Annotated in this window: 22 protein-coding genes and 1 tRNA gene; 8 read left to right on the top strand and 15 right to left on the bottom strand. The window is 73.3% G+C overall.

Translation table 11 applies throughout. From position 1 onward, the window contains the following. Positions 1–80: 80 nt before the first annotated feature. The 5 genes from ACIBAD_RS10010 to ACIBAD_RS09990 form a co-directional block, all read right to left on the bottom strand. Positions 81–2,378: a heavy metal translocating P-type ATPase gene (locus tag ACIBAD_RS10010; RefSeq protein ID WP_398905673.1), complete on the bottom strand. Its 2,298-nt coding sequence runs from the start codon at positions 2,376–2,378 to the stop codon at positions 81–83. A 96-nt stretch (positions 2,379–2,474) separates the two neighbouring features. Next, entirely contained in the window at positions 2,475–2,711 is a 237-nt protein-coding gene (locus ACIBAD_RS10005; RefSeq protein ID WP_030161570.1) for a heavy-metal-associated domain-containing protein, read from the bottom strand. A 226-nt stretch (positions 2,712–2,937) separates the two neighbouring features. Then, positions 2,938–3,138, bottom strand: a complete 201-nt coding sequence (locus tag ACIBAD_RS10000; protein ID WP_030297784.1) for an AlpA family transcriptional regulator — start codon at positions 3,136–3,138, stop codon at positions 2,938–2,940. Positions 3,139–3,367: 229 nt separating this feature from the next. After that, positions 3,368–4,378 (bottom strand): Gfo/Idh/MocA family protein, encoded by a 1,011-nt coding sequence (locus ACIBAD_RS09995; RefSeq protein WP_398905670.1) that lies wholly within the window; start codon positions 4,376–4,378, stop codon positions 3,368–3,370. Between the two features lie 20 nt (positions 4,379–4,398). Then, positions 4,399–5,313: a sugar phosphate isomerase/epimerase gene (locus tag ACIBAD_RS09990; protein ID WP_134075547.1), complete on the bottom strand. Its 915-nt coding sequence runs from the start codon at positions 5,311–5,313 to the stop codon at positions 4,399–4,401. A gap of 80 nt (positions 5,314–5,393) precedes the next feature. On the opposite strand from ACIBAD_RS09990, the gene iolC reads away from it, so the two are divergent. Genes iolC through ACIBAD_RS09970 form a run of 4 tightly spaced genes read left to right on the top strand, consistent with a single transcriptional unit; the run spans position 5,394 to position 10,597 of the window. Continuing rightward, a complete protein-coding gene (gene iolC, locus ACIBAD_RS09985; protein WP_398905928.1) occupies positions 5,394–6,311 on the top strand; it encodes a 5-dehydro-2-deoxygluconokinase in 918 nt (305 codons plus the stop codon). A gap of 14 nt (positions 6,312–6,325) precedes the next feature. Beyond that, positions 6,326–7,195: a 5-deoxy-glucuronate isomerase gene (iolB, locus tag ACIBAD_RS09980; protein WP_398905926.1), complete on the top strand. Its 870-nt coding sequence runs from the start codon at positions 6,326–6,328 to the stop codon at positions 7,193–7,195. Next, positions 7,192–9,084, top strand: a complete 1,893-nt coding sequence (iolD, locus tag ACIBAD_RS09975) for a 3D-(3,5/4)-trihydroxycyclohexane-1,2-dione acylhydrolase (decyclizing) (protein WP_134075545.1) — start codon at positions 7,192–7,194, stop codon at positions 9,082–9,084. The genes iolB and iolD overlap by 4 nt, the downstream gene beginning before the upstream one ends. 13 nt (positions 9,085–9,097) lie before the next feature. Beyond that, positions 9,098–10,597 carry a CoA-acylating methylmalonate-semialdehyde dehydrogenase gene (locus tag ACIBAD_RS09970; RefSeq protein ID WP_134075544.1) on the top strand — a complete coding sequence of 500 codons (1,500 nt, stop codon included), beginning with the start codon at positions 9,098–9,100 and terminating at the stop codon, positions 10,595–10,597. A gap of 54 nt (positions 10,598–10,651) precedes the next feature. Here the strand turns inward: ACIBAD_RS09970 and ACIBAD_RS09965 are convergent, their stop codons facing one another. The 7 genes from ACIBAD_RS09965 to ACIBAD_RS09935 all read right to left on the bottom strand — a co-directional run bounded on the left by ACIBAD_RS09965 (position 10,652) and on the right by ACIBAD_RS09935 (position 17,958). Further along, positions 10,652–11,878 carry a hypothetical protein gene (locus tag ACIBAD_RS09965; RefSeq protein ID WP_398905667.1) on the bottom strand — a complete coding sequence of 409 codons (1,227 nt, stop codon included), beginning with the start codon at positions 11,876–11,878 and terminating at the stop codon, positions 10,652–10,654. 61 nt (positions 11,879–11,939) lie between these two features. Next, positions 11,940–12,980 carry a WxL protein peptidoglycan domain-containing protein gene (locus ACIBAD_RS09960; RefSeq protein ID WP_398905665.1) on the bottom strand — a complete coding sequence of 347 codons (1,041 nt, stop codon included), beginning with the start codon at positions 12,978–12,980 and terminating at the stop codon, positions 11,940–11,942. Between the two features lie 116 nt (positions 12,981–13,096). Continuing rightward, positions 13,097–14,389, bottom strand: a complete 1,293-nt coding sequence (locus tag ACIBAD_RS09955) for a hypothetical protein (protein ID WP_134075541.1) — start codon at positions 14,387–14,389, stop codon at positions 13,097–13,099. A gap of 495 nt (positions 14,390–14,884) precedes the next feature. Continuing rightward, complete coding sequence (locus tag ACIBAD_RS09950; RefSeq protein ID WP_398905663.1) at positions 14,885–16,078, bottom strand: S8 family serine peptidase; 1,194 nt, start codon at positions 16,076–16,078, stop codon at positions 14,885–14,887. A gap of 103 nt (positions 16,079–16,181) precedes the next feature. Beyond that, a complete protein-coding gene (locus ACIBAD_RS09945; RefSeq protein ID WP_134075539.1) occupies positions 16,182–16,595 on the bottom strand; it encodes a GNAT family N-acetyltransferase in 414 nt (137 codons plus the stop codon). Between the two features lie 80 nt (positions 16,596–16,675). Further along, the gene (locus ACIBAD_RS09940) at positions 16,676–17,374 is read right to left on the bottom strand and encodes a 4'-phosphopantetheinyl transferase family protein (protein WP_398905660.1); all 699 of its coding nucleotides are present in this window, start codon (positions 17,372–17,374) and stop codon (positions 16,676–16,678) included. Positions 17,375–17,439: 65 nt separating this feature from the next. After that, positions 17,440–17,958 (bottom strand): hypothetical protein, encoded by a 519-nt coding sequence (locus ACIBAD_RS09935; protein WP_398905658.1) that lies wholly within the window; start codon positions 17,956–17,958, stop codon positions 17,440–17,442. A gap of 280 nt (positions 17,959–18,238) precedes the next feature. Between ACIBAD_RS09935 and ACIBAD_RS09930 the strand changes: the two genes are divergently transcribed. Beyond that, the gene (locus ACIBAD_RS09930; RefSeq protein WP_134075537.1) at positions 18,239–18,712 is read left to right on the top strand and encodes a phospholipase; all 474 of its coding nucleotides are present in this window, start codon (positions 18,239–18,241) and stop codon (positions 18,710–18,712) included. 190 nt (positions 18,713–18,902) lie between these two features. Here the strand turns inward: ACIBAD_RS09930 and ACIBAD_RS09925 are convergent, their stop codons facing one another. The 3 genes from ACIBAD_RS09925 to ACIBAD_RS09915 all read right to left on the bottom strand — a co-directional run bounded on the left by ACIBAD_RS09925 (position 18,903) and on the right by ACIBAD_RS09915 (position 21,071). Beyond that, entirely contained in the window at positions 18,903–19,667 is a 765-nt protein-coding gene (locus tag ACIBAD_RS09925) for a class I SAM-dependent methyltransferase (RefSeq protein ID WP_208329148.1), read from the bottom strand. A gap of 200 nt (positions 19,668–19,867) precedes the next feature. Then, positions 19,868–20,500, bottom strand: a complete 633-nt coding sequence (locus ACIBAD_RS09920; RefSeq protein ID WP_134075535.1) for a PASTA domain-containing protein — start codon at positions 20,498–20,500, stop codon at positions 19,868–19,870. Positions 20,501–20,998: 498 nt separating this feature from the next. Further along, positions 20,999–21,071, bottom strand: a tRNA-Arg gene (locus ACIBAD_RS09915). 332 nt (positions 21,072–21,403) lie between these two features. Here ACIBAD_RS09915 and ACIBAD_RS09910 point away from each other — a divergent pair. The 3 genes from ACIBAD_RS09910 to ACIBAD_RS09900 all read left to right on the top strand — a co-directional run bounded on the left by ACIBAD_RS09910 (position 21,404) and on the right by ACIBAD_RS09900 (position 25,402). Continuing rightward, positions 21,404–23,017, top strand: coding sequence for an ATP-binding protein (locus ACIBAD_RS09910; protein ID WP_398905655.1), 1,614 nt, complete (start codon positions 21,404–21,406; stop codon positions 23,015–23,017). A gap of 4 nt (positions 23,018–23,021) precedes the next feature. Beyond that, a complete protein-coding gene (locus ACIBAD_RS09905; protein ID WP_398905652.1) occupies positions 23,022–24,896 on the top strand; it encodes a GTPase in 1,875 nt (624 codons plus the stop codon). Positions 24,897–24,994: 98 nt separating this feature from the next. Continuing rightward, positions 24,995–25,402, top strand: a complete 408-nt coding sequence (locus ACIBAD_RS09900; RefSeq protein ID WP_030161538.1) for a single-stranded DNA-binding protein — start codon at positions 24,995–24,997, stop codon at positions 25,400–25,402. Positions 25,403–25,588 lie beyond the last annotated feature (186 nt).

The following is a 25,588-nucleotide window of genomic DNA, read 5'->3' as shown; positions in this document are numbered from 1 at the left end:
AGTGCCGGATGGTTACGTTGCAATCACTGTGATCTGCGTCTCCCGTGAAGGAAGTGTGCGCAGACTGGGGAGAAGATCCATTAGCGGAAGGTTCGCAAGCGGAGGCTGTTGCTCACCACGAAAACGGAGGAGAACGCCATCGCGGCCCCCGCAATCATCGGGTTGAGCAGGCCTGCGGCCGCGAGCGGCAAGGCCGCCACGTTGTAGCCGAAGGCCCAGAACAGGTTGCCCTTGATGGTGGCCAGGGTCCGGCGGGAGAGCCGGATCGCGTCCGCCGCCACCCGCAGGTCCCCCCGTACGAGGGTCAGGTCGCCCGCCTCTATCGCGGCGTCGGTGCCGGTGCCCATGGCCAGGCCCAGGTCCGCCTGGGCCAGCGCGGCCGCGTCGTTGACCCCGTCGCCCACCATGGCGACCGTACGGCCCTGCGCCTGCAGTCGGCGTACGACGTCCACCTTGTCCTGCGGGAGGACCTCGGCGATCACCTCTTCGATGCCGACCGCGCGGGCCACCGTCTCGGCGACCGCCTTGTGGTCGCCGGTCAGCAGCACCGGGGCCAGGCCCAGTGCCCGCAGCTGCGACACCGCCTCGGCGCTGGTCTCCTTGACCGCGTCGGCCACGGTCAGGACGCCGCGGGCCGCCCCGTCCCAGGCCACCAGGACGGCTGTCCCGCCCTCGGCCTCGGCGGCCGCCTTGGCGCTCGCGAGGCCGGCGGGCAGGGGAATCGACCGGTCGGCCAGCAGCCGCTCGCGGCCGACCAGGACGGCGTGTCCGCCGACGACGCCCTGGACGCCGAGCCCGGAGAGGTTGTCGAAGGACTCCGGGACCGGTAGGGCGCCCGCCGCCTCGACCGCCCCGGTGGCGACGGCCCGCGCGATCGGGTGCTCGGAAGCGTGCTCCAGCGCGCCCGCGAGCCGCAGCAGTTCGCGCTCGTCCACGCCTTCGGCGGTGTGCACGCCGGTCAGGGTCATCCGGCCGGTGGTGACCGTACCCGTCTTGTCCAGCACGATCGTGTCCACACGGCGGGTGGACTCCAGTACCTCGGGACCCTTGATCAGGATGCCGAGCTGCGCGCCCCGCCCGGTGCCGACCATCAGCGCGGTCGGCGTGGCCAGGCCCAGGGCGCAGGGGCAGGCGATGATCAGGACGGCCACGGCGGCGGTGAAGGCGGCGGTGGGGTTGTCGGTGATCAGCAGCCAGGTGACCCAGGTGCCGAGTGCCAGCACCAGGACGACCGGGACGAAGACCCCGGAGATCCGGTCGGCGAGCCGCTGCACCTCGGCCTTGCCGTTCTGCGCGTCCTCGACGAGCCGGGCCATGCGGGCGAGCTGGGTGTCGGCGCCGACCCGGGTGGCCTCGACGACGAGGCGGCCCGAGGTGTTGACGGTGGCGCCGGTGACGCGGTCGCCCGCGGCGACCTCGACCGGGACGGACTCGCCGGTCAGCATCGAGGCGTCCACGGCGGAGGCGCCCTCGATGACGGTGCCGTCGGTGGCGATCTTCTCGCCGGGCCGGACGACGAACCGGTCGCCGACCGCGAGCCGCGCCACCGGGATCCGCACCTCCGTGCCGCCGCGCAGGACGGCCACGTCCTTCGCCCCGAGCTCCAGCAGGGCCTTGAGGGCCGCGCCGGCCTTCCGCTTGGAGCGGGCCTCCAGGTAGCGGCCGAGCAGGATGAAACTGACGACCCCGGCGGCGACCTCCAGGTAGATCGAGGAGGAGCCGTCCGTACGGGAGACCGAGAAGTCGAATTCGTGCCGCATGCCCGGCATCCCGGCGTGGCCGAAGAACAGGGCCCACAGCGACCAGGCGAAGGCCGCGAGCGTGCCGACCGAGACCAGGGTGTCCATGGTGGCGGCGCCGTGCCGGGCGTTGGTCCAGGCGGCCCTGTGGAAGGGGAGGGCCCCCCAGACGACCACGGGGGCGGCCAGGGTCAGCGAAAGCCACTGCCAGTTGTCGAACTGGAGTGCCGGGATCATCGACAGCAGGACGACCGGGAGGGCCAGGGCGGCGGAGACCAGCAGGCGCACGCGCAGTGCGGTCAGTTCGGGGTCGCGCGAGGCCTCGGCTCCGGCCCCCGCGTCGGCCCCGGTCTCGGGGCGCGCGGTCTCCGGTTCCGGTTCCGGCGGCGGGGGCTCCTCGGCGGTGTACCCGGTCTTGACGACGGTCGCGATCAGGTCGGAGACCTGGGTGCCGCCTCCGTATGAGACGCGGGCCTTCTCGGTGGCGTAGTTCACCGTGGCGGTGACCCCGTCCATCCGGTTCAGCTTCTTCTCGATGCGGGCGGCGCAGGAGGCGCAGGTCATCCCGCCGATGGTCAGCTCGACCTCGGCGGCCTCGGCCGCCGCTATGGGCCCGTCGTGCACTGTGCTGCTGCTCATGTCCGGCTCCAGGTGGGAGGGCCGGGTCGTACGGAACCAGTATGAGCTGGCCGGCACGACCCGGCGGGGCACTGCGAAGGAGGGAGGGGAGGGAGCTCAGCCGGCCTGGCCGGCGAACTCGTACCCGGCCTCGTCCACGGCGGCGCGCACGTCCTCCTCGGCGAGCGGGGTGGCGGAGACCACGGTGACCTCGCCGGTGGCGGCGACGGCCTTGACCGAGCTGACGCCGGGCAGGGCGGAGATCTCGGTGGTCACCGCGCCCTCGCAGTGGCCGCAGGTCATGCCGGTCACCCGGTAGACGGTGGTGGTCTGGGTGTCCGTCTCGGCGGTCATGTCGTTCTCCTCTTCAAGGGCGTGTCCGGTCGCCGGGGGCGGCGGTGCCAGGTGCTGTCGCTCCACCGTCCTCCCGACAATGGAAGACTATACCCCTAGGGGGTATGAACGCGAGTGTGCGGAGCGACGGCCGGGGCGACGTGCCGGTGAATGGCGCGTATGTGCGTATGCGCGTATGCAGGTATGCGCGTGAGGCGAGGGTGCCGGGAGGCCGTGGGCCCCGGGGTCAGTCCTCGCGCCGGCCCCGGTTGCCGGGGCGGCGGGCCACCCAGGTGCGGATCGTGTCGGCGTACCAGTAGGGCTTGCCGCCTTCCACGTGGTCGGGAGCGGGGAGCAGCCCGTGCTTGCGGTACGAGCGCACCGTGTCCGGCTGGACCCGGATATGGGCGGCGATCTCCTTGTACGACCACAGCTGTCGGTCGCTCATCCACGACACCTCCTTGTCCACGGGGCGGGGCCGGCCGGGAGGCCGTCGGGGGAGCCGACGCGTGGACAGTGACGATCACTCGGGTTGTGCCCGGAGAACGACAGAGGGGGAAGGCGCGGGAGGCCTTGTCGACCGACTGTGACGAAATACCCGCGTCATGGTGATATGTGTGACATCAGAGGGACGCTTGCGACACATGCGGCACAACGGCGAGGAGTGGGAGGAGGATTCAGCGGTAGAGGGCGGGGCGCTCCACCAGCTCGACCGGGGTCCGTGCGCCGCTGTGTGCGGCGGCGAGCCCCGCCGCGGAGACGGAGGCCGCCGCGTAACCGTCCCAGGCGTCGGGCCCGGCCACCCGGCCCTGCGCGGCCGCGGCCACCCAGCGCCGCAGCTGGCGGTCGTACGCATCGGCGAAGCGCACGGTGAAGTCCTGCGCGATCTCGCCGGAGCTGCGGCCCGCGGAGCGGACGACCATCCCCTGCCCCTCACCGATCTGGGCGCTGCCCCACTCACCGACCGCCTCGCACCGGACCTCGTAGCCGAAGCCGCAGTTGACGAAGATCTCCACGTCCACGATGGCCCCGCCCGCGGTCTCCAGCAGGACGAGCCGGGGATCGCGCAGCCCCTCGGGGGCCGCCGAGCTGGGCGTCGGGGAGAGCACGGACACCGCCGTGACCTCCTGCCCGAGCAGCCAGCGCGCCGCGTCGACCTCGTGCACGACGGAGTCGGTGATCAGCATGTCGCTGGTGAAGAAGGAGGGCGAGGAGGCATTGCGGTGCCGGCAGTGCAGGAACAGCGGCCGGCCGATCCCGCCCCCGTCCAGCAGTTCCTTCAACCGCTCGTACTCGGCGTCGAACCGCCGCATGAACCCCACCTGCACCAGGCGCCGACCCAGCCGCTGCTCCGCCTCCATCACCCGCAGCGCCCCGGCCGGATCCGGGGTCAGCGGCTTCTCGCACAGCACCGGCAACTCCCGCCCCAGGGCGTGCAGGATCGCCTCCTCGTGGGCGGGTCCCGGGGAGGCGATCAGTACGGCCTGGACTCCGGGAGCGGCTATCGCCGCCGCCGGATCCGTGTGCGCGCTCGCGCCGTCCAGACCCGCCGCGACCGCCTTCACCCGGTCCCCGTCCGGATCGGCCACGGCCACCACCCGGGCCCCTCCCACCGTCCGCCCGATCCGGCGGACGTGGTCGACGCCCATCTTCCCCGTCCCGATGACGGCGATCCCCAGCGTGCTCATGTCGTGTTCCCTCCCGGGAGTCAGCGGGCGCCGCAGGAGCGCAGGTAGGCGCGGGTGCGGCGGGCGATCGGCAGCGGCCGCTCGGGCGGGCACGGGTACATGTCCTGCTCCACGATGGCGAAGAGGTCCACGCCGAGCCGCTGGGCGGCCGCGAGGACGGGCTCCAGCGCGGGCACCCCCGACGGAGGCTCGCACATCACCCCGCGGCCCACGGCCGGCCCGAAGGGCAGCTGTTCCGCCAGGACTTCGGCGAGGATCCGCGGGTCGACCTGCTTGAGGTGGAGGTAGCCGATCCGCTCGGCGAAGGTCTCGACGGCCTGGACGCTGTCGCCGCCGCAGTAGGCGTAGTGCCCGGTGTCCAGGCACAGGGAGACCAGGTCCGGGTCGGTGGCGTCCAGGAAGCGGGCCACGTTCGAAGGAGTGTCGATGTGCGTGTCGGCATGCGGGTGGACGACGATCCGCAGCCCGTACCTGTCCTGCACCTCGCGGCCCAGGCGCTCGGTCTGCCTGGTCAGTTCACGCCATTGCGCGGGGGTGAGGGTGCGGTCCTCCAGCACCTTGCCGGTCTTGTCGTCGCGCCAGAAGGACGGGATGACGACGAGGTGGCCCGCGCCCATGGCCTGGGTGAGCGCCGCGATCCGCGACACGTGCTCCCAGGTCTGCGCCCAGACGGCGGGCCCGTGATGGAGTCCGGTGAAGACGGTGCCGGCACTGACCCGCAGGCCCCGCCTGGCGGTCTCCTCGGTGAGGCGGGCGGGGTCGGTGGGCAGGTAGCCGTACGGGCCCAGCTCGATCCACTCGTACCCGGATTCGGCGACCTCGTCGAGGAACCGCTCCCACGGGGTCTGGAGCGGATCGTCGGGGAACCAGACACCCCAGGAGTCCGGAGCCGAACCGATGCGGATACGGGTCAACGCGGGCGGGGAGGACGTCATGACGGCCACCTTAGGGTGCGAGACGAGTGGGAGGACTGCCTGTGACGACCGCGGACGATGTCGCGTTCGACGTGATCACCATGGGGCGGATCGGGGTGGATCTCTACCCGCTGAAAACGGGTGTACGGCTGGCGGAAGCGGACACCTTCGGGAAGTTCCTGGGCGGCTCGCCCACCAACGTCGCCGTCGCGGCGGCCCGCCTCGGCCGACGGGTGGCGGTGATCACCCGGACCGGAGCGGATCCCTTCGGCGACTATCTACGGGCTGAACTGCGCGGATTCGGGGTGGACGACCGGTGGGCCGGGGCGGTGGCGCGCTACCCGACCCCGCTGACGTTCTGCGAGATCTTCCCGCCGGACGATTTCCCGCTGTACTTCTACCGGCTGCCGAAGGCCCCCGACCTGGAGATCGGGCCCGAGGAGCTGGACCTTGCGGCGGTACGCGCCGCGCGGGTGTTCTGGATGACGGGGACGGGCCTGAGCGCGCAGCCGAGCCGGTCGGCGACCCTCGCCGCGCTGGAGGCGCGCGCGAAGTCCGGGATCACGGTCTTCGACCTCGACTGGAGGCCGATGCTGTGGGAGGAGGAGCCGGGCGAGGCGTACGCACGGGCGCTGGGTCTGGCCACGGTGGCGGTCGGGAACGTGCAGGAGTGCGCGATCGCGACCGGCGAGTGCGACCCGCGGGCCGCGGCGCGTGCCCTGCTGGCGGCCGGCGTGGAGCTGGCGGTGGTGAAACGGGGGCCGGAAGGGGTACTGGGGATGCGGCGGGACGGAACCGTGGTGGAAGCCGCGGCGGTCCCGGTGGACGTGGTGAACGGGCTGGGGGCGGGGGACGCGTTCGGGGGCGCCCTGTGCCACGGGCTGCTGGCGGGGTGGGACCTGGAGCGCGTGCTCCGCTTCGCCAACGCGGCGGGCGCGATCGTGGCTTCGAGGCTGGCGTGCTCGTCGGCGATGCCGTACGCCAAGGAAGTGGAGGAGGTGCTGGAGTCGTGCCGGTGACCGGGTCGCACGAGATGGAGTTCGCCGCGCTGCGGGTGCTGGAGCTCGCGCCGGGGGAGGCGTACGCGCACGCGTGCGGGGACCGGGAGTGGATCGTCCTGCCGCTGGCCGGGGCGTGCGCGGTCCGCTGCGCGGAGCCGGCTCCCCGGCCCCAAGCGCCGCCGGGGCCCCAGGTGTTCGAACTGCGGGGGCGCGAGAGCGTGTTCGGCGGGGTGACAGACTTCGCGTATCTGCCCCGGGACGGGCAGGCCGAGATCGGGTCCGCCGCCGGAGGGCGGTTCGCACTGGTCGGGGCGCGGTGCGAACGGATCCTGCCCGCCCGGTACGGGCCCGCCCGGAGCGTCCCCGTGGAGATCCGCGGGGCCGGCCACTGCACGCGCCAGGTCAACAACTTCGCTGCCGCCGGTGTCTTCGACTGCGACCGCCTCATCGCCGTGGAGGTGCTCACTCCGGGCGGGAACTGGTCCTCGTACCCGCCCCACAAGCACGACGAGTCCGACCCCGGCCACGAGTCCCGCCTCGAAGAGGTCTACTACTTCGAGATCGCCCCGCACACCGCCCCGCACGCCCCGGGCGGCGACGGCCGCGACACCCCCGGCCTCGGCTACCAGCGTGTCACCCCGTCCCCGGCAGGGAAGACCGACATCCTCACCGAGGTGAGGACCGGGGACGCGGTGCTCATCCCGGACGGCTGGCACGGGCCGTCCATCGCCGCCCCCGGGCACGACATGTACTACCTCAACGTCATGGCCGGCCCCCCGGGCCAGCCCCGCGAGTGGCTGATCCGGGACCACCCCGACCACGCCTGGATCCGGGACACCTGGCCCGGGCAGGACCCCGACCCCCGGCTGCCCTTCTACCGAGCGGAGGACCAGACCCCATGAGGCTCACCGTCGCCCAGGCCCTCGTACGGTTCCTGGCCGCCCAGTACACCGAACGGGACGGGCGCAGACAGCGGCTGATCGCCGCCACCTGGGGGATCTTCGGGCACGGGAACGTCGCCGGCATCGGGCAGGCCCTCCTGGAGAGCGGACCGGGCGGGACGCCGGGAGAGGTGCCCGGCGGGATGCCGTTCCTCCAGGGGCGCAACGAGCAGGCCATGGTGCACGCCGCCGTCGGCTACGCCCGCCAGTGCGGGCGGCTCTCGGCGCACGCCGTCACCACCTCCATCGGGCCCGGCGCCACCAACCTCGTCACCGGGGCCGCCCTCGCCACCATCAACCGGATTCCCGTACTCCTCCTGCCCGGCGACACCTTCGCCACCCGGCCCGCCGATCCCGTCCTCCAGCAGCTGGAGGTGCCCTACGCGGGCGACGTCTCCGTCAACGACACGCTCCGGCCCGTCTCCCGCCACTTCGACCGGATCACCCGGCCCGAGGCCCTGATCCCGGCCGCCCTCCAGGCGATGCGGGTCCTCGCCGACCCCGTGCAGACCGGCGCGGTGACCCTGGCGCTGCCGCAGGACGTGCAGGCAGAGGCGTACGAGTGGCCGCCCGAGTTCTTCGCCGAGCGCGTGTGGGCCGTACGCCGGCCCCGGCCCGACCGGGACGAGCTCGCACGGGCCGCCGAAGCCGTACGGGGCGCGGCGCGCCCGCTGATCGTCGCCGGCGGCGGGATCCGGCACAGCGCGGCCCAGGCCGCGCTGGCGGAGTTCGCCGGGGCGACCGGCATCCCGGTCGCCTGCACGCAGGCGGGCAAGGGGGTGCTCCCGTACGACCACCCCGCCGATGTCGGCGGCATCGGGCACACCGGCACGGCCACCGCCGACGGGCTCGCCCGCGGCGCCGACCTGGTCATCGCCGCCGGGACCCGGCTGACGGACTTCACGACCGCCTCGGGGACCCTGTTCCAGAACCCCGCCGTCCGCTTCCTCGGGCTCAACCTCGACCCGTACGACGCCCACAAGCTCGCCGGTCAGCCGGTGGTGTGCGATGCGCGGGTGGGCCTGGAAGACCTCCGGGCCGCGGCCGCCGGGTACCGCGTGGACCCCGGGTACGAGACGGCGTACAAAGAAAGGAAACGGGACTGGGAGAGGCTGGTCGACCGGGCCTACACGGCCCCCGACGAGGACGCCGCCCCGACGCAGGCGCAGCTGCTCGGGCTGCTCGACGCGGTCGTCGGCGCCGACGACATCCTGATCAACGCCGCCGGCTCCCTCCCCGGCGACCTGCACAAGCTGTGGCGGGCCCGCTCGGCCGACCAGTACCACGTGGAGTACGGGTACTCCTGCATGGGCTACGAGATCCCGGCCGCGATCGGGGTCGCGCTCGCCGCCCCCGGGCGCCCGGTGTGGGCGCTGGTCGGCGACGGGACGTACCTGATGAACCCGACCGAGCTCGTCACGGCCGTGCAGGAGGGCGTCCCGATCAAGGTGGTGATCCTCGACAACCACGGATACGCCTCCATCGGCGGCCTCTCCGGGGCCGTGGGCGCGGAGGGCTTCGGGACCGCGTACCGCTTCCGGGCGGCCGACGGCTCGTACACCGGCGCGCCGCTGCCGCTGGACCTCGCGGCCAACGCGGCCTCCCTCGGGATGGCGGTGATCCGTACCCGCACCATCGGTGACCTGCGGAAAGCCCTCGCAGAGGCGCGTGCGGCAGACCGTCCCACATGTGTCTACGCACAGACCCGAACACCCGACACTGTGTCGGGCCCGCCCCCGGCACAGGCGTGGTGGGATGTTCCTGTGGCCGAGACCGCGACACGCAAGTCCGCGGCCGCGGCCCGCGAAGAGTACGACCGGCAAGCCGCGCAGCGACGTCGCCATCTGTGAAGGAGCAATAGGCATGAAGACCGTCAACCACTGGATCGGTGGCAAGACCGTCGAGGGCGCGTCGGGCAACTACGGCCCGGTCACCGACCCGGCCACCGGCGAGGTCACCACGCAGGTCGCGCTCGCGTCCGCCGACGAGGTAGACGCGGCCGTACGGGTCGCCCAGGAGGCCTACCAGAGCTGGGGCCAGTCCTCGCTGGCCGCCCGCACCAAGGTGCTCTTCGCCTACCGCGCCCTGCTGGACGCCAACCGCGACGCCATCGCCGAGCTGATCACCGCCGAGCACGGCAAGGTCCACTCGGACGCGCTGGGCGAGGTGGCGCGCGGCCTGGAGATCGTCGAGCTGGCCTGCGGGATCACCACGCAGCTCAAGGGCGAGCTGTCGACCTCCGTCTCGAACCGCGTGGACGTGGCGGCCATCCGCCAGCCGCTGGGCGTGGTCGCGGGCATCACCCCGTTCAACTTCCCGGCCATGGTGCCGATGTGGATGTTCCCGCTGGCCGTGGCCTGCGGCAACACCTTCATCCTCAAGCCGAGCGAGAAGGACCCGTCGGCCGCCAACAAGCTGGCCGAGCTGGCCTCCGAGGCCGGTCTGCCGGACGGTGTGCTCAACGTCGTCCACGGCGACAAGGCCGCCGTCGACGCGCTGCTCGCCCACCCGGGCATCGCGGCCGTCTCCTTCGTCGGCTCGACGCCGATCGCCCGCCACATCCACACCACGGCTTCGGCGAACGGCAAGCGGGTCCAGGCGCTGGGCGGCGCCAAGAACCACATGCTGGTGCTGCCGGACGCCGACCTGGACGCGGCCGCCGACGCCGCGGTCTCGGCCGCGTACGGCTCGGCAGGCGAGCGCTGCATGGCGATCTCGGCGGTCGTGGCCGTCGGTTCGATCGGCGACGCGCTGGTGGAGAAGATCCGCGAGCGCGCCGAGAAGATCAAGATCGGCCCCGGCAACGACCCGGACTCCGAGATGGGCCCGCTGATCACGGCGGCCCACCGCGACAAGGTCGCGTCGTACGTGAAGGGCGCGGCCGACCAGGGTGCGGACGTGGTCCTGGACGGTACGGGCTACACGGTCGACGGGTTCGAGAAGGGCCACTGGATCGGCCTGTCGCTGCTGGACAACGTCAAGACCGACTCCGACGCGTACCGCGACGAGATCTTCGGGCCGGTGCTGTGCGTGCTGCGCGCCGAGACCTACGAGGAGGGCGTGGCGCTCATCAACGCCTCGCCGTTCGGCAACGGCACCGCGATCTTCACCCGGGACGGTGGCGCGGCCCGCCGCTTCCAGCTGGAGATCGAGGCGGGCATGGTCGGCGTCAACGTGCCGATCCCGGTGCCGGTGGGCTACCACTCCTTCGGCGGCTGGAAGGACTCGCTCTTCGGCGACCACCACATCTACGGCAACGACGGCATCCACTTCTACACCCGCGGCAAGGTCGTCACGACCCGCTGGCCGGACCCGTCCGAGGCCCCGGTGGGCGTGGACCTGGGCTTCCCCCGCAACCACTGACCGCGCAGGTCCGTAGGACCGCAGTACCGCAGGACCGGCTCGCCCCCCGCACCCTCACGCGGGGGGCGAGCTCCGTTTCGGGGGTCCTGGCCGCTCTAGAACAGGGACCAGACGTCGCTGGCCGCCGTCCGGCTCCAGACCGCGTCGCCATGGCCGTAGCCGGGGACCACGGTGAAGGTGACCCGGTCGTTGCCGGCCGCGCGGATCAGGTCCGCGCCGCACGGGTGGTCTCCGCGGCCCAGCGCGGTGTTGACCCACACCACCTCGGCCCGGATACGGTCCCAGGCGATCCGGTACGCCGGCCCAGATCGCGGCCAGGTCCCGCATCAGGGCGGTCGGGACCAGCCCGCTGCCGAGCGCGGCGGTGGCGGCGTGCCAGGTGCCGAGCGCCGTGTGGGTCAGCAGGAAGCGGTCCTCGGCCGGGGTGGCGCCGAAGGCGTACTCGCCCGCGCTGTGGCCCTGGGTGTAGATCCAGTTCGCGGGCCCCGGAAGGGCGGCCGTGCGGATCAGCGCGAAGTGGGCGAGCCCGGCGTAGGTGAAGCGGAGGGCGGGGTTCGGCGGCCAGGGGACGGGGGAGGGCGCCGAGGGGTCGGTGACGGCCCTGGCGATCAGGGCCGCCAGTCCCGGGTCGGTCGCGTACGTGCCCTGCGCGAGTTGGCCTGCGTACGCGTCCCGCGTCGCGGCCGCCCGGAGCGCCAGGTCGCCGGTGTACGGTCCGGTCGTGTCCAGGACGACCACCCGGCGCAGCCGCGGCGAATCGTCGTGCGAGGCCGCATCGAGCGCCAGGGCGGCCCCGGCCGAGTGGCCCGCGTACTGGTACGGCAGCCCGAGTACGGGATCCAGCGCGCTCACCACCCCGGCCAGGTCCCGGCGGTGCGCCGCGAGCCCCCACGAGGCGGTGATCTCGGCGGCGGTCGCGGCGTCCTCGCGCGGGGTGACGCCGACGACCAGCAGGCCCTGGCGGCGTAGCCGGTGGGCGAGGTTGAGGTCGCCGGAGCCGCCGGAGCCGCCCGCGTAGACCGGAGCGCCCGGAGCGCCCGGACCGCCCGGGGTGAAGAAGTCGGCGGCGAAGTTCAGCCCGCCGCCGGGCAGCAGGTACGCGATCCCGCGCGGCGGGCGCTGCGTGTCCGCGACCACGTCCACGGTGGGACCGCCGTCGGAGAGCCGCAGCGTGAGGCGGGTCCAGCCGGAGCCGGACGTGCGGGCGGCGGGGCCGGTGCCCAGCGCGCGCTCGATGCGGGGCAGCAGGCCCGCGCCGGTCTCGGTGTGCCGTCGTTCCATCGGTCGTCTCCCCCTTGCCGGGTGGCGGCCGGACGCCGTCACCCGGGGACACCCTTGCCCGTCAGTGCGCCCCGGCCAAGTCCGGTGCGGGCTCGGCCGGTTCCACGGGGGGCCAGCGCCGGCGCCGCAGGACCTGGTAGGTGAGCGCGGCGCCCGCCAGTACGAGCAGCGCGCCGAGGGCGGGCCAGGGCACGGCGATGAACTGCGCCTCGGACGCCGAGGTGAGGTCCGGATAGGCGGTCGCCCCGGCCGAGATCCGTACGGTCACCCAGTCCGACTGCGGTGCGTCCGCCCACGGTTCGGTCAGCTCGATCCGCTGGCCGGGCAGCAGCACCAGTTTCAGCTCGCGGGCCGGCCGGTCCAGCACCCGGCGGCCGAACAGCCCCTCGGCGGACACCGCCACCTTGGGCTCGACGACCACGTTGCCGCGGTTGACCAGCGCGTACGAGACCGTGGCCCGGGCGTGCTCGACCCACGGCAGCAGCGGCGCGGACCGGCTGACCTTCACGTCCTCCACGCTCAGGCCCGGTGTCACCGGCCCCGGCACCCGGAAGTACAGCCGTGAGCCGACCTGCCGCTTCACCCCGACCTGGACCTTGCCCTCCTGCCGGATGCCCTCCACGGCGGTGTTGAGGGCGACGATCCCGCCGACGTGGTCGCCGGGGGTGGCGTCCTGCGGGACCTTCACCGTGAACGGGATGTCCTTGCGGCCCTTGGGCGGGACGGTCACCGCGGTCGCCGCCTCGGGCGCCAGGACCGTCCACGCGCCCACGTCCTTGGGCTTCTGGTCCACCGGCAGGAGCGCGAAGGCGCCGCCGGCCGGGGTGTTCACGGCGTCGGTGGCGAAGATCTGGAAGGTCAGCTCCCGGTCGGAGGAGTTCAGGACGGTCACGCTGTCGCTGACCGTGGTCCCGGCCGCGCCCTGGTGGAAGAAGTAGGCGCGGTCGGTCATCGCGGCGCCGGCCGGGGGCGTCGGGAACACCCCCCACGTGCCGTTGTCCGCAGCCGTCGCCGTCGTGGCCGACGGCAGGAGCAGGCCCGCGACCAGCAGCAACAGGGTGAGGAGCGGACCGTACGGAGCGATGCGGGGGCGGGGGCGCATGGGCGGTTCTCCAGTCGGCGCGGGGAGGCGGGGGAGAGGGGGCGAAGGGCGGGAAGGCGAAGGGGTGGTGCGGCGCCGTGGCGCCGCACCACCCTGGGTGCGCTGTTCCTGCCGGGTCAGGCGATCGAGAAGGTGACGACCGTCTGGTAGGTGTCGGCGAACATGAACGGCGGGAGCTGGATCATCCCGGCGCCGCCGACGGCGAACTCACCGCCGGTCAGCTCGTCCCCGCCGGCCGCCTGCGAGGCCACCTTCATCGGGGTCTCGGAGATCGCGCCGGGCGTGCCCGCGGTGCAGGTGCTCGGGCTGTCCGGGTTGGTCACGGTGCAGGACGGCTGGATGCCGATCTGCGCCTTCGCCATCGAGTGGCCGGTCGCCTGGTTCAGGAAGGGCGTACGGGTCGCCGTCACGTCCCAGCCGAGGGTGCCGCCGCGGAAGTCCTGGACGGTCGCGGCGTTGAACACGCCGACCACCGACTGGGCCTTGCCGTTGATGGTGACCGAGGGGAAGGCGACGGCCGGCTGGCCGTCCTTCGGGCCGAGCGCCAGCGGGCCGGGGAGGACCTCGATGTCGACCGGGTTCTTCACGCCCGCCTGGTCCTCCAGGTACACGAACGACTTGTACGGGGTGACCGAGCCGTCGATCTTGATGGCGTCGGCCTTCTTGGTGACCGTGATGTTGCAGGTGGCGGCGCCGCTCGCGTCCGCCGTACCGGTGCCGGTGTCACCGGTCGCCGCGCCCGCGAGGAGGGCGGAGCAGGTGACCGGGCCGGCCGGGAAGTTGGCGCCGCCCACGACGACGGCCGTGCCGGCCTTGCCGCTGTTGGGCGTCAGCTTGGTGGTGACCGGGTCCTTGGGCAGGGCCTCGACGGCGACCGAGCCGAGGGTGGCGCTCGGGCGGGGCGCCGGGGTGCACGTAGTGGTGAAGACGGAACCGCTGAGGTCCGCGTCGGTGACCGCCAAGTCGAGCTTGACGCCGACCGCGGTGCCCTCGGTGCCGTCTGGGATCTTGATGGTTCCGGAGAAGGACTTCGGGTCGAGCGGGGTACCGGCGACGACGCTGACGGTCTCGGGCGGGCTGGTGACGACCTGGGTGGTCGTGCCCACCTTGAGGGTGATCTTGGTGGTGTTCACCGTCGTGACGGAGAAGCCGGGGATCAGCGGGCTCGCACCCGGGTCGATCGTGATCGGTACGACGTCCCCGGCCTTGGCCGTGTCGGGCAGGGTGATCGTGTAGTTCTGGTTGCCCGAACCGTCCGGCTGCGGTGCCGGGGCGTCGCAGTTCTCGAAGACGGGGGTGGTCACGGTCGCCGCCTGGGCGGTGCCGGTCAGGCCCACCACGCCGCCCGTCAGCGCGAGGGACAGGGCGCCCGCCCCGGCCAGAATTCTTCGTCGGAACGTTGTACTCACTGGGTCGCGACTCCTTCGTCAGACGAACCCCTCCCCCCACCCGCTGTGTGGGGGAGGCCGAGCCGGTGCGGTGGCCGACATTGACGCGTCGCGGTGATGAGAAGTCAATGACTTGCTTTCGCCCGAAGCACACAGAAATTGATGTCCCATCAGGCCGGGTCGCCGGGGTGCGGGGCGGATGGGATGGGTGGGGTACGGGCGGGGGCCGAACCCGGGCGTGGAGCCGGGGGTTGACCTGGGCGTACGGGTCTCTCGGATCACGCCGGCCAAGCCGCCGGCCAACCCCGCGGGCCGAGCCACCGGCCAAGCCGCGGGCCAAGCCGCCGGCCAACTCCGCGGGCCGAGCCACCGTCCCAGCCGCGGGCCAAGCCACCGGCCGAGCCGCCGGCCAAGACGCCGGTCAACTCCGCGGGCTTGACCGGCGTGATCCGGGCGAGGCGGGCTGGGGGACGTGCGCAAAGCCGTGGCGTGCCGGACGGGACTTTGACGACACCCCTAACCCGCGGCCGACGCGTGGTGCAGGAGCAGGTTGGCCGTGCCGGCCGGGACCCCGGTGAGCCGGTCCCGTACGGCATCCTGCAGCAGCGCGGCGGAGACCTCGGCGGGGGTCTTCGCCGTTCCGCCCGCCGCGATCCCCTCCGCCAGGATCAGCGCGGCGACGCCCGCCGCGTGCGGGGCCGCCATGGACGTACCGGAGGCGCGGGCGAGGGTGGTCGCCGAGCCCTTCCAGGCCGAGGTGACGGACACACCCGGCGCGACGAGGTCCACACAGCTGCCGTAACTGGAGAACGGGGCCCACTGGTCCGCGGCGTCGGCCGCGCCGATCGTGAGCGCCGAGGGGGCGGCGGCGGGGGAGCCGGTGCAGGCGTCGTCGGCGGAGTTGCCGGCCGCGACGGTGAAGGTGATCCCGGCGGCGACCGCCCGCGTCACCGCCGCGTCGAGGGCGTAGCTGCGGGTGCCGCCCATGCTCATGTTGGCGACGGCGGGTGTGCCCGGGGCCTTGGCGGCGTCCTTCACCATCCACTCCAGACCGCCCAGGATGGAGGTCAGGGTCGCGGAACCCTTGCAGTTGGCGACCTTGACGCCGACGAGGGAGACCCCCTTCGCCACCCCGTACGTCGCCCCGCCCAGCGTCCCGGCGACGTGCGTGCCGTGGCCGTTGCAGTCGCTGGAGGTCTCCAGGAACACCCCGTTGTAGCCGACCCGGGCCCGGCCCCCGAACTCCTGGTGGCTCGCGTAGATCCCGGTGTCCACGACGTACGCGGTGACGCCCTGCGCGGTGGTGGCGTACGTGTACGAGCCGTCGAGCGGGAGCGCCGACTGGTCGATCCGGTCCAGGGGCCAGGGCGCCGGGCTCTGCGCGTCGCTGATGCGGAACTCCGCGTCCGGCTCCACCGAGGCCACCCGGGGGTCGGCGGCCAGGGCCTTGGCGCGGGCGGCGGTCGTCCGGACGGCGAAGCCGCTGAGGACGGTGTCGTAGACGTCCCCGACCTGGTCGCCGGAGCCCGCGGCCTCGGCGGCCAGGGCGTGGGTCGGGGCGCGGGAGGTGGTGTCCTTGAGGACGACGACGTACGGGGCGGTCGCGGTGTCGGCGGCGCGTACGGGAGCGGGTGCGGCGTGCGGCGGCAGGGCGGTGGCCGCCGCCAGCAGGGCGGCGGCGGCCGGGAGCAGCGCGGTGAATGCGGTCATGCGCCCGATGCTCGGCGAGGCGCGACCCGCCCGCGCGGAGGGTGCGCCGACTGGCCCCACGACACGCCGCCTAACGGGTCCCCCGCATGATCGGGAAGACGGCCTAGCCGGAGAGGGGCCAGCCGCGCATGGCGAAGACGCCCTCGTCGTGGGAGCCGGCGGAGGCGTAGGTGGCCAGGGCGGCCTCGTTGTCGGTGTCCACCCCCACCCACATGCCGTAGCAGCCGCGCGCCTTCGCCTCGTCGGCGAGGGCCTCGGTCAGGGCGCGGCCGATACCGCGACGACGGTAGCCCTCGTCGACGGAGAGCTCGTACAGGCACATCTCCGTGCCCTTGTCGGGGTGGCTCATCTCGACCCCGGAGACCATGCCGGCAGGGATGTCGTCCACGTAGGCGATGAGCATCAGGTGTCCCGGAGCGGAGAGGAAGCGCTCGGACCAGTCGAGTCGGGCGGGGCCGTCGAAGAGCCCCTCCGCGGCCTGGAGTTCGGCGACGGTACGGGCGGGGCGGATGTCCATGGCGGTCACGATAGGGCCGTGCGGCGAGCGGCGACCTTGATTTTCGCCCCGGCGTGGCGAGCCGCGCCGGGGTGGCCGCGTCAGGTGCGCAGCGCCAGGGCCGCCGCGTACGCCGAGGGGGCCGGGAGATCGGCGAGGTGCCAGCCGGGGACCTGGGACGGGGCGGGGCCCGACCCGACGTACGGCTCGGCCAGGCCCAGGGCCAGGCCGGTGCCCGTGCCCTTGAAGTAGGCCTCCTTGCGCGCCCACAGGCGGGCCAGCGCCTCCGGCCGTTCCTCCGCGGGCAGCGCGGAGAGCTCCGCCGTCTCCGCCGGATGCAGGGCGTTCAGCACGTCCTTCACCGCCGCCGCGCTCGGGAGCGCCTCCACGTCCACGCCGACCGGCACCGCCGCGAACGCGAGGTACGCCAGGTCCTCGCTGTGCGAGAGCGAGAACTGCACCGCGCCCCCCGCCACCGCGGGCCGCCCGTGCGGGCCGTCGCAGCACGGGCAGTCCTCCCGGACCATGACGACGTCCTGCGGGGCCAGCCCGAGGAAGCCGCCGAGCAGCACCCGCAGCCCCACGTGGGAGGCGAGGTACCGCTGCCGGTCCGCGGCCCGCAGCAGCCGCCCTACCCGCTCCCGTTCGCCTGCGTCCAGGAGTGACAGCGCGTCGTCGATCCGGTGGCCGCCGACCACGTCGAGCGTGGTGTCCAGGGACCACACCTCCACGGCCGTCCCCGTCGGGGGCGCGCCGATCCGCGGGACGTCCTCGCCGAGTCGGTTCACGTACGTACTCACCGGACGAGCGTAGACGAGCGCCGATCCCGCGCCAGGGGGTGCCCGGCCATGATCCGCCGGACCTCCTAGCCGCGGCCGCCTGCCGTGGCCGGGGGGCCGCCCTGCGGCTGAGCGCCCGGTGACGGGGTGCCGTCGGTCCAGGCGTAGACGCGCTTGCCGCGCACCGCCACCTGGTACTGGTGGACGTCCCGGCATTCGGGCCGCTCCTCGGCCCGGGTGCCGTTCGGCCACCACTTGGCGTTCAGCTGCCGCCCGCCCAGGTCCTTCGCCGTGCCCGCCGTGCACTGCGGGCCGTCCAGCGGAGTCGCGCCGAGCGTGAAGCGGATCAGCCTCGCCTCCCCGGTGGTGCGCACCCGTATGCGTATGTCGGTGGCGTCCTTGGGCACCCAGGACGGCAGCGTGAAAGCCGAGTTGCCGCGGATGGGCGCGTCGGCGGCGGTCTCGTAGTGCTTGCTCTTCTCCTCGAAGACCCGGTCGTTGATGGAGTCGGTCAGCGGGTTGGGCGGGAGGTTGGGCAGCGCCAGGGCGGCGGTGGCGACGACTCCCACGGTGGCGGCGGCGATGACGAGGGGACGGCGGTTCATGTGATCCAGTCTCGGCGGTTCCAGCCCCCTCGCGCGTCCCTCCGTAGGACGAACCGCTTCTCTGCCGGAAGTCTGATACCGCGTGCTACCTGAGAGCTGCACCCTGCGGCAACCGGCCCCGGCGCCGCCTTCCTTGTCCGCCCCTCACCCGACACCCGTACCCGGCGAGCGCCGTTATAGCGGCGTTAAGCGGCGCCGATAGGACGTGCCCCGAGGGTGGGACCCGACGCCGTACCGGGGGTACCTCCGGGCGGCCCCCACCCCGTCCTGGAGGACTGTCATGCGCCGTCGTCTCGCTCCCCTCCTCGCATCGGCGGCCGCGGCCGGTGTGCTCGTCGCCGCCACCCCCGCGTCGGCCGTTCCAGCCGACAAGCCGCAAATCCTGGGCAGTTGGACGCAGACCAGTGCCACCAGCTACAACGCCTGGGTAGCCGCGCGCGGCAACCAGGCCAAGTGGGGGGCGTACGGGTTCGACTGGTCGACCGACTACTGCTCCTCCTCGCCCGACAACCCCTTCGGATTCCCCTTCCAGACGTCCTGCGCCCGCCACGACTTCGGCTACCGCAACTACAAGGCCGCAGGTGCGTTTTCGGCCAACAAGGCAAGACTGGACGACTCCCTCTACGCCGACCTCAAGCGGGTCTGCTCGGCGTACTCGGGTGTGAAGAAGGGCTCCTGCGACAGCACGGCGTGGACCTACTACCAGGCCGTCAAGGCCTTCGGCGTCTCCCCGCAGGACGTGCCCACCCCCTGAGCCCACCCGTGACCGACCCGGTCGCCCCCTGGCCTCCGGTCCCGCCCGACCCCCCTCGGGCGGGACCGCGACTCCCGCGGCGGCGCCGCTAGCTCCTTCCCCGCGCAGCAGGGGCACCCCGGGCCACATCGGCCGAACACGGCCCGGCGGAGGCGGCGTTCTCCACCCGGACGGACCGCCGCGCACCGGACTACGTCCAGGACCGCTTCGGCTGAGCCGCCACCCGGGCGACCCGCAGGTCGACGAGGTAGTGCTCGTGGACGCTCCCGCCGGGGAACAGCGCGCGCAGCCGCTCCCTCTCCCCGTCCAGGAACTCGTCGGTCCCGGGCAGCCCGATGAGGAAGAGGGAGTGCGTCGCCAACTTGGCGAGATGGGCGTCGATCGTGATCCGGCGGGACCAGCGCAACAGCCGGGTGGTGAACTCCAAGCCGCTCTGTGACCGGGGATGTTCATTGACGTACCAACCGGGACCGAACCTCTTCTCGATCCGCGCCTGCTGGCCGGCGATCCACTCGACGCCGACGTCGGGGTCGTTCGACCAGACGGCCAGCGCCCCGCCGGGGCGCAGCACGCGCAGGGCTTCCGGCCCGGACCGGGCCGGATCCGTCCAGTGCCAGGACTGGGCGTACGCGAGCAGGTCGAGGGAGCCCGAAGCGAAGGGCAGCCGATCCCCTTCACCCCGTACGAGCGGAACGCGCGGGTGACGCCGCCGGAACTCCGCGGCCATCCCGGCCGCCGGCTCGACCCCCACGACCCGCGCCCCGCGGGCGTGCAGCAACCCGGTGGCGATCCCGGTCCCCGCCCCCACATCGGCCACCCGGGCCCCGTCCAGCGCCACCCCGGAGAGCTCCTCCAAGGCATCCGGCAGCGCGTCGGGGTACGAGGGCCGGTATTCCCCGTACCGCCCGGCCGCCGACCCGAACGACCGCGCCCGCTCAACAGATCCGCCCGTCACCCCTCCACCCTCCCGCACCCGCCCCGTCCCACACCAGGGCGCACCGGGGCCGTGGCCGGTCTCGTCCCCTTCCGAAGATTTCCGAGGGTGCGGGACCCCAGTCGCGGGTGGCAGCCGTTCGTGCAGGTCAGGGGCATATCACTCGCGTTGTCAGTGGCTACGGACAGCGCGTGTAGGAGCCATGACGGCGGTGCAGAGGGCTAGGGGCAGGATTCTCCGGTCTTGGCGACGGTGAAGGTCAACGGCTGGCCGGTGAGCGCGGCGCCGGCCTTCGGGTCCTGTGTGCAGACCTTCCAGTTCGACTCCTGGAGGACCATGCGGCTCTGCACCGCGTCCTTCACGGTGATGCTCGCATTGCCGGGAAGCGCGGAGCGGACGGCCTTCATGCCCTGGCCGACGAAGTTCGGCATGACGTCGCCCGCAGGCTTCGGGGCGGGCGCGTCCGTGGCGGGGCAGACTTCTTCGAGCTTGACCGCGCCGAAGTCCACGGTGGTCTTGGTGTCGAGGCCCGCGCCCGGCCCTGGGGTCTGGCTGCACACCTTCCAGTTCCGGTCGAGGGCCTGGAGCCGCTCGCGGCCGAGGGCGTCGTGCGACGTGAGGATGAAGAAGCCGGCCCGCTGAGCTTCGTCCTGGGCCGTCTGGAGGCCCTTGCCGACGAGGTCGGGCAGGGTAGCCGTCTTGGCGGAGGGGGCGGGGCCGGACGCCGCCGGGGTGGTGGTATTCGGGGTGCCGGTCGTTGCGGGCTTCCCGCTGTCGGCGACTTGCGGGTCGCACGCGGTGAGGGCGAGGGCGCTCGCGGCAGCCAGGAGGGTGATGGTGCGGTGTGTGCGCATCGCGCCATGTTGGCGGGGTTCGGGTGACTGCGTGGGCCCTGTGACCGGTCTGTGACGCAGGAAGGCCCGCGCTGTGGCTCGCCGAGGGGACGGTCTCCGGGGCGGCCGCACCCGGTACTTCGCGCCGTCTCCTGGCTGAACAACGGAGTCCCGCGGGCCCAGGTGGCCGCACGGGCCGGCAACAGCGTCCCTGTCCTCCTCGCTACTTACGCCCGATGTGTGACTGGCCAACTGGCCGATCTCCAGAAGCGCATCGAGGGTCCGCAGGAACTGCCCGGCGTGCCCCCCGTCCGCGGACCGGTCGCGGCGGATCTTCGGGAGGTTTTCGGGAAGAGTACCCGTCAAGAGCCGTCCGAAGCCGGGCCCAGCCGGACTGCCGGCCTCGCCGCCAGGGCCGGTGCAGGGGCTTACGCCTCCGCTGCGGCGCCCGCGCTAAAGTGCCCCTGACCTGCACGGAAGCCCTCCCCGGAGGGAGGGCTTGGGGTGAGGCGTGGAGAGTGCCCCCGGCAGGACTCGAACCTGCGGCCAAGTGCTTAGAAGGCACCTGCTCTATCCACTGAGCTACGGGGGCCGGAAGGTGGCCGTGGTGGCCTGGAGCCCCGAGGTAGGGGTGGGACTGCCGTCCGGACCGGGTCAAGGATAGGGCTCCGGCCGCCTTGTCCCGGTTGCTTCACCCGCGTGCCACGATGTGGAGGTTCGGTGAAGCGGTCCCGATAATCGCAGGCAGGTGCGATTCTCGCACCGCTTTTGCGCCGCGGCGCCCCTGGTGTTGTGCACTCGTTATGCCTGAGTCCCACTCGTCCGGTGTGCCCGAAAGGTCGTACTGGACTCGCGATCGGCGCGCAGAGGGCGTATAAGCTTCAAAAATGGCCTTAAATTGGGCATTCTTCGCATGTGGTGACCTTGGATGTTCGGCCTCAGCTGCTCGATGCCCTGTCCGCCCTGCGCGACCGGGTCGCGTCCGTGCGTCTGCCGCTGCCCCTGCCCGGTGCCCCGCGCGCCCGCCAGACCAGAGCCGAGCTGCTCGCGCAGCTCGACGACTACCTCGTACCCCGGCTGAAGGCGCCCGAGGCGCCGCTGCTCGCCGTCGTCGGCGGGTCCACCGGGGCCGGTAAGTCCACTCTCGTCAACTCCCTCGTAGGACGCCAAGTGAGTGAGGCCGGCGTCCTGCGACCCACCACCCGCATCCCCGTACTCGTCTGCCATCCGGATGACCATCACTGGTTCGCCGGCATGCGGGTGCTCCCCGACCTCATGCGGGTCTGGGCCCCGCCCGGCGAGGACGACCCCCTCCCCGGACCCCACCGCGGCTCCCCCCGCGGATCCGGGCACTCCGCCGCCACCCGCGAACTGCGCATCGAGACCGTATCCGGCCTCCCGCGCGGGCTCGCCATCCTCGACGCCCCCGACATCGACTCCCTCGTGGTCGAGAACCGGACGCTCGCCGCGCAGCTCATCTGCGCCGCCGACGTCTGGGTCATGGTCACGACCGCCTCGCGGTACGCCGACGCCGTCCCCTGGCACCTGCTGCGCACCGCCAAGCAGTACAAGGCCACCCTTTGCATCGTCCTCGACCGGGTCCCGCACCAGGTGCTCGCCGAGGTCTCGCGCCAGTACGGGGCCCTGCTCACGCGGGCCGGGCTGGGCGACGTGCCGCGCTTCACGGTGCCCGAGCTGCCCGAATCGGCCGGCGGGGGCGGGCTGCTGCCCGCCAGCGCCGTCGCCCCGCTCTTCGCCTGGCTCGCCCACCACGCGCAGGACCCCGCCGCCCGCCAGTACGCGGTGGGGCGGACCGCGCTCGGCGCGCTGGACTCCCTCGGGCGCCGCATGCCCGAGCTGGCTTCCGCCGTCGCCGCCCAGCACGCCGCCGCCGTACGGCTGACCTCGGCCGTCGAGGACGCGTACAGGAGGGAGGGCAAGCGGGTCCGCAACCGGCTCGACCAGGGCGCCGTACTGGCCGGGGACGCGCTGACGCGGTGGCGCGGCTACCCCCTCGACACGAGCACCGACGAACTGCTCGACTCGCTCGCCGAGTCGCTCGCCGCGCTGCTCCAGTGCGCCGTGGCCGCGGCCGACGAACGGATCGCCCAGGCATGGCGGCGCGAGCCGGCTGCCGGGGCGGTGCAGTTGCCCGCGCCCGACCGGGAGGCGGCGGAACGTATCGGCATGGCCGTACGGCGCTGGCGGCGCGTACTGGAGGAACTCGCCGAAGAAGAGGTCGCCCGGCTCGACAAGCAGCCCGCGCCCGACCCCGACGGGATCGCCGCCCTCCTCGTCGCGGCCCTCCTCGGCGGCAAGCGGGCCCGGCCCGCCGGGGAGAAGCTCGCCGAGCGGATCGGCGTACAGGCCGCCGTTCGACTGCGCGACCGCGGCGGCGAACTGGTCGCCGAACACCTGGAGCAGGTGCTGCGCGCCGAACGGGACCGCCGGCTGGCCCCGCTGGAGGGGCTCGAAGTGACGCCGGAACCGCAGGCCGAGCTGATCGCCGCGCTGTCCCTACTGCAGAAGGAGAGGTGACGCGGTGACCGCTTTGACCGACCGCGACCGCACCGAGGACCGCTGGGACGACGGATTCATCGCACGTTCGCGCCGCCCGGGCGCGGGCGCGGGCATCGACGTCGACGCGCGGGACCGCGGGGACGGGGACGACGGGGGTGACGGGAGTGACGACGCGCTCATCCGCGCCGTCTCCGGAGCCGGAAACGACGGGGGCAAGGCGCCCTCGCCGCCGCTCAGCCCCGAAGGACAGGCCCTGCGCACCCGCCTCGAAGCGCTGCGCCAGCTGGTCGGGCTCTCGCGGACCCGGCTCGACGGCAAGACCCTCGCCGAGGCCGGCCGGGTGCTCGACGAGGCGGCCGCCCGGCGCGGGCTGTCGGCGCAGCACACGGTCGTCGCGATCGCCGGAGCCACCGGAAGCGGCAAGTCCACGCTCTTCAATTCACTCGCCGGAGTGCAGATTTCGGAGACGGGGCTGCGCAGGCCGACGACCGCCGCGCCCATCGCGTGCAGCTGGTCCGACGGCGCGGCCGGGCTGCTCGACCGCCTGGAGATCCCGGGCCGGCTGCGCCGCCGGCCCCGCGAGACCTCCGAGGCCGGAGCGCTGCGCGGCATGGTCCTGGTGGACCTGCCGGACCTGGACTCCGCGGTCGGCGCCCACCGCGACCACGTGGACCGGGTACTCGCCCTGGTCGACGCGGTCGTGTGGGTGGTCGACCCGGAGAAGTACGCCGACGCCGTCCTGCACGAGCGGTACCTGCGGCCGCTGGCCGGGCACGCCGAGGTGACCTTCGTCGTGCTGAACCAGGTGGACCGGCTGCCCGGCGAGTCGGCCGACCTCGTACTGGACGACCTGCGGCGGCTGCTCGACGACGACGGAATCGCCCTCGGCGAGCACGGCGAACCCGGGGCCACCGTCCTCGGGCTGTCCGCGCTGACCGGCGAGGGCGTCGGGGAACTCCGCGACCTGCTCGCACAGTTCACCCAGGAGAAGGGCGCCGCGACCCGCAGGATCTCCGCCGATGTCGACCGGGCCGCCGGGCGCCTGCGCCCGCTGTACGTGGCCGACGGCCATCCATCGCCGGAGATCGGGGAAGCGGCGCGCGCCGAGTTCGAGGACCGGCTCGCGGAGGCGGTCGGGGCGTACGCGGCCGGGCTCGCCGCCGAGCGGGCCTGGCGGCGCAATGCCGGGAAGGCCTGCGGCACGCCGTGGCTGCGGCTGTGGCGGTGGTACGAGAGCCGGCGCGCCCCGCGCACGCTGGCCGGGCTGGCCGCCCTGGCGGTGATCGGCGGTGGCCGGGGCCAGGTGGGTGCGCAGGCGCCGGCCGAGGAGGAGGTGACCGCGCGCCAGCGGGTGGAGCAGGCCGTACGGGCGGTCGCCGACGCGGCGGCCGACGGGCTGCCCGACGCCTGGGCGCAGGCGGTACGGGAGACCGCGGTGCGCGGAGCCGAACAGCTCCCGGAGGCGCTGGACGAGATCGCGGTGACGCTGGGGTCGGCGGTCGCGGTGCCGAGCGCCAGGCCGCCGCGGCCGGCGTGGTGGCCGGCGGCGGTGCTGGCGCAGGCGGCGATGACGCTGCTTCAGATCTACGGCGGGCTGTGGCTGGTGGGGCAGATCGTCGGGGTCCTGGAGCCGCGCCTGATGCCGCCGGTGCTGCTGATGGTGGCGGGCATCGTCGGCGGGCCGCTGGTGGAGTGGGCCTGCTCGATCGCGGCCCGGGGCCCGGCGAGGCGGTACGGGCAGGACGCGGAGCGGCGGCTGCGGCAGGCGGCGGCCGGCTGCGGGCGGGCCCGGGTGCTGGAGCCGGTGGCGGCGGAGCTGCTGCGCTACCGGGAGGTGCGCGAGCAGTACGCGACCGTCGCCGCAGGGGGGACGAGGTTGTCCACAACCCGCGAGTAGTCCACAGGCCGGAGCGGGATTCGGGGGGTCGCGCCAGCATGGGTCGTACCTCGTGCGGATGGTCCGTGCGGGTCCGGATGTGGGGGAGGGCCGCCGGGATGAACGACACCCTGGTGACGCTGGTCGGCTACGTGGCCACGCAGATCGACTACAAGGAGACGGCGACCGGGCCGTCGGCGCGGTTCCGGTTCGCCGTGACGCCGCGGTACTTCGACCGGCGCAAGGACGTGTGGGCGGACGGACCCACCAGCTTCTACACGGTGTGGGCGCGGCGCGCGCTCGCGGTGAACCTGGCCGGTTCCGTCGCGGTGGGAGAGCCGCTGGTGGTGCACGGGCGGCTGCGGGTGCGGGACGATCCGCCCGACGGGGAGGGCAACCGGTGGTTCTCCGCGGATATCGACGCGACGGCCATCGGGCACGACCTGAACCGGGGGACGGCGGCGTTCCGCCGGGTGGTCAAGGCGGACCCCCCACTGATGGCCACTCAGAAGGCGGCGGTGGTCTGAGTGTTCGAGGCGGTTAGGATTCCCCGGTACTCACGGGCACCTGGGTCATTGGCCCGAAGGGGAAGACTGTGTCGATTGCCGTTCCCGCATCCTCCGCTCCTGATTCCGCTCCTGATCCCGTTCCTTCTTCGCTTGGTCCTTCCGCCGCTCCTTCTGCCACTCCTTCCGTCGCTTGCGCACCGCCTG

Source organism: Streptomyces sp. NPDC051109 (assembly GCF_044455885.1).
GTDB lineage: Bacteria > Actinomycetota > Actinomycetes > Streptomycetales > Streptomycetaceae > Streptomyces.
The sequence above is the reverse complement of the archived record's forward strand: the minus strand, read 5'-3'. Positions and strand labels throughout refer to the sequence as shown.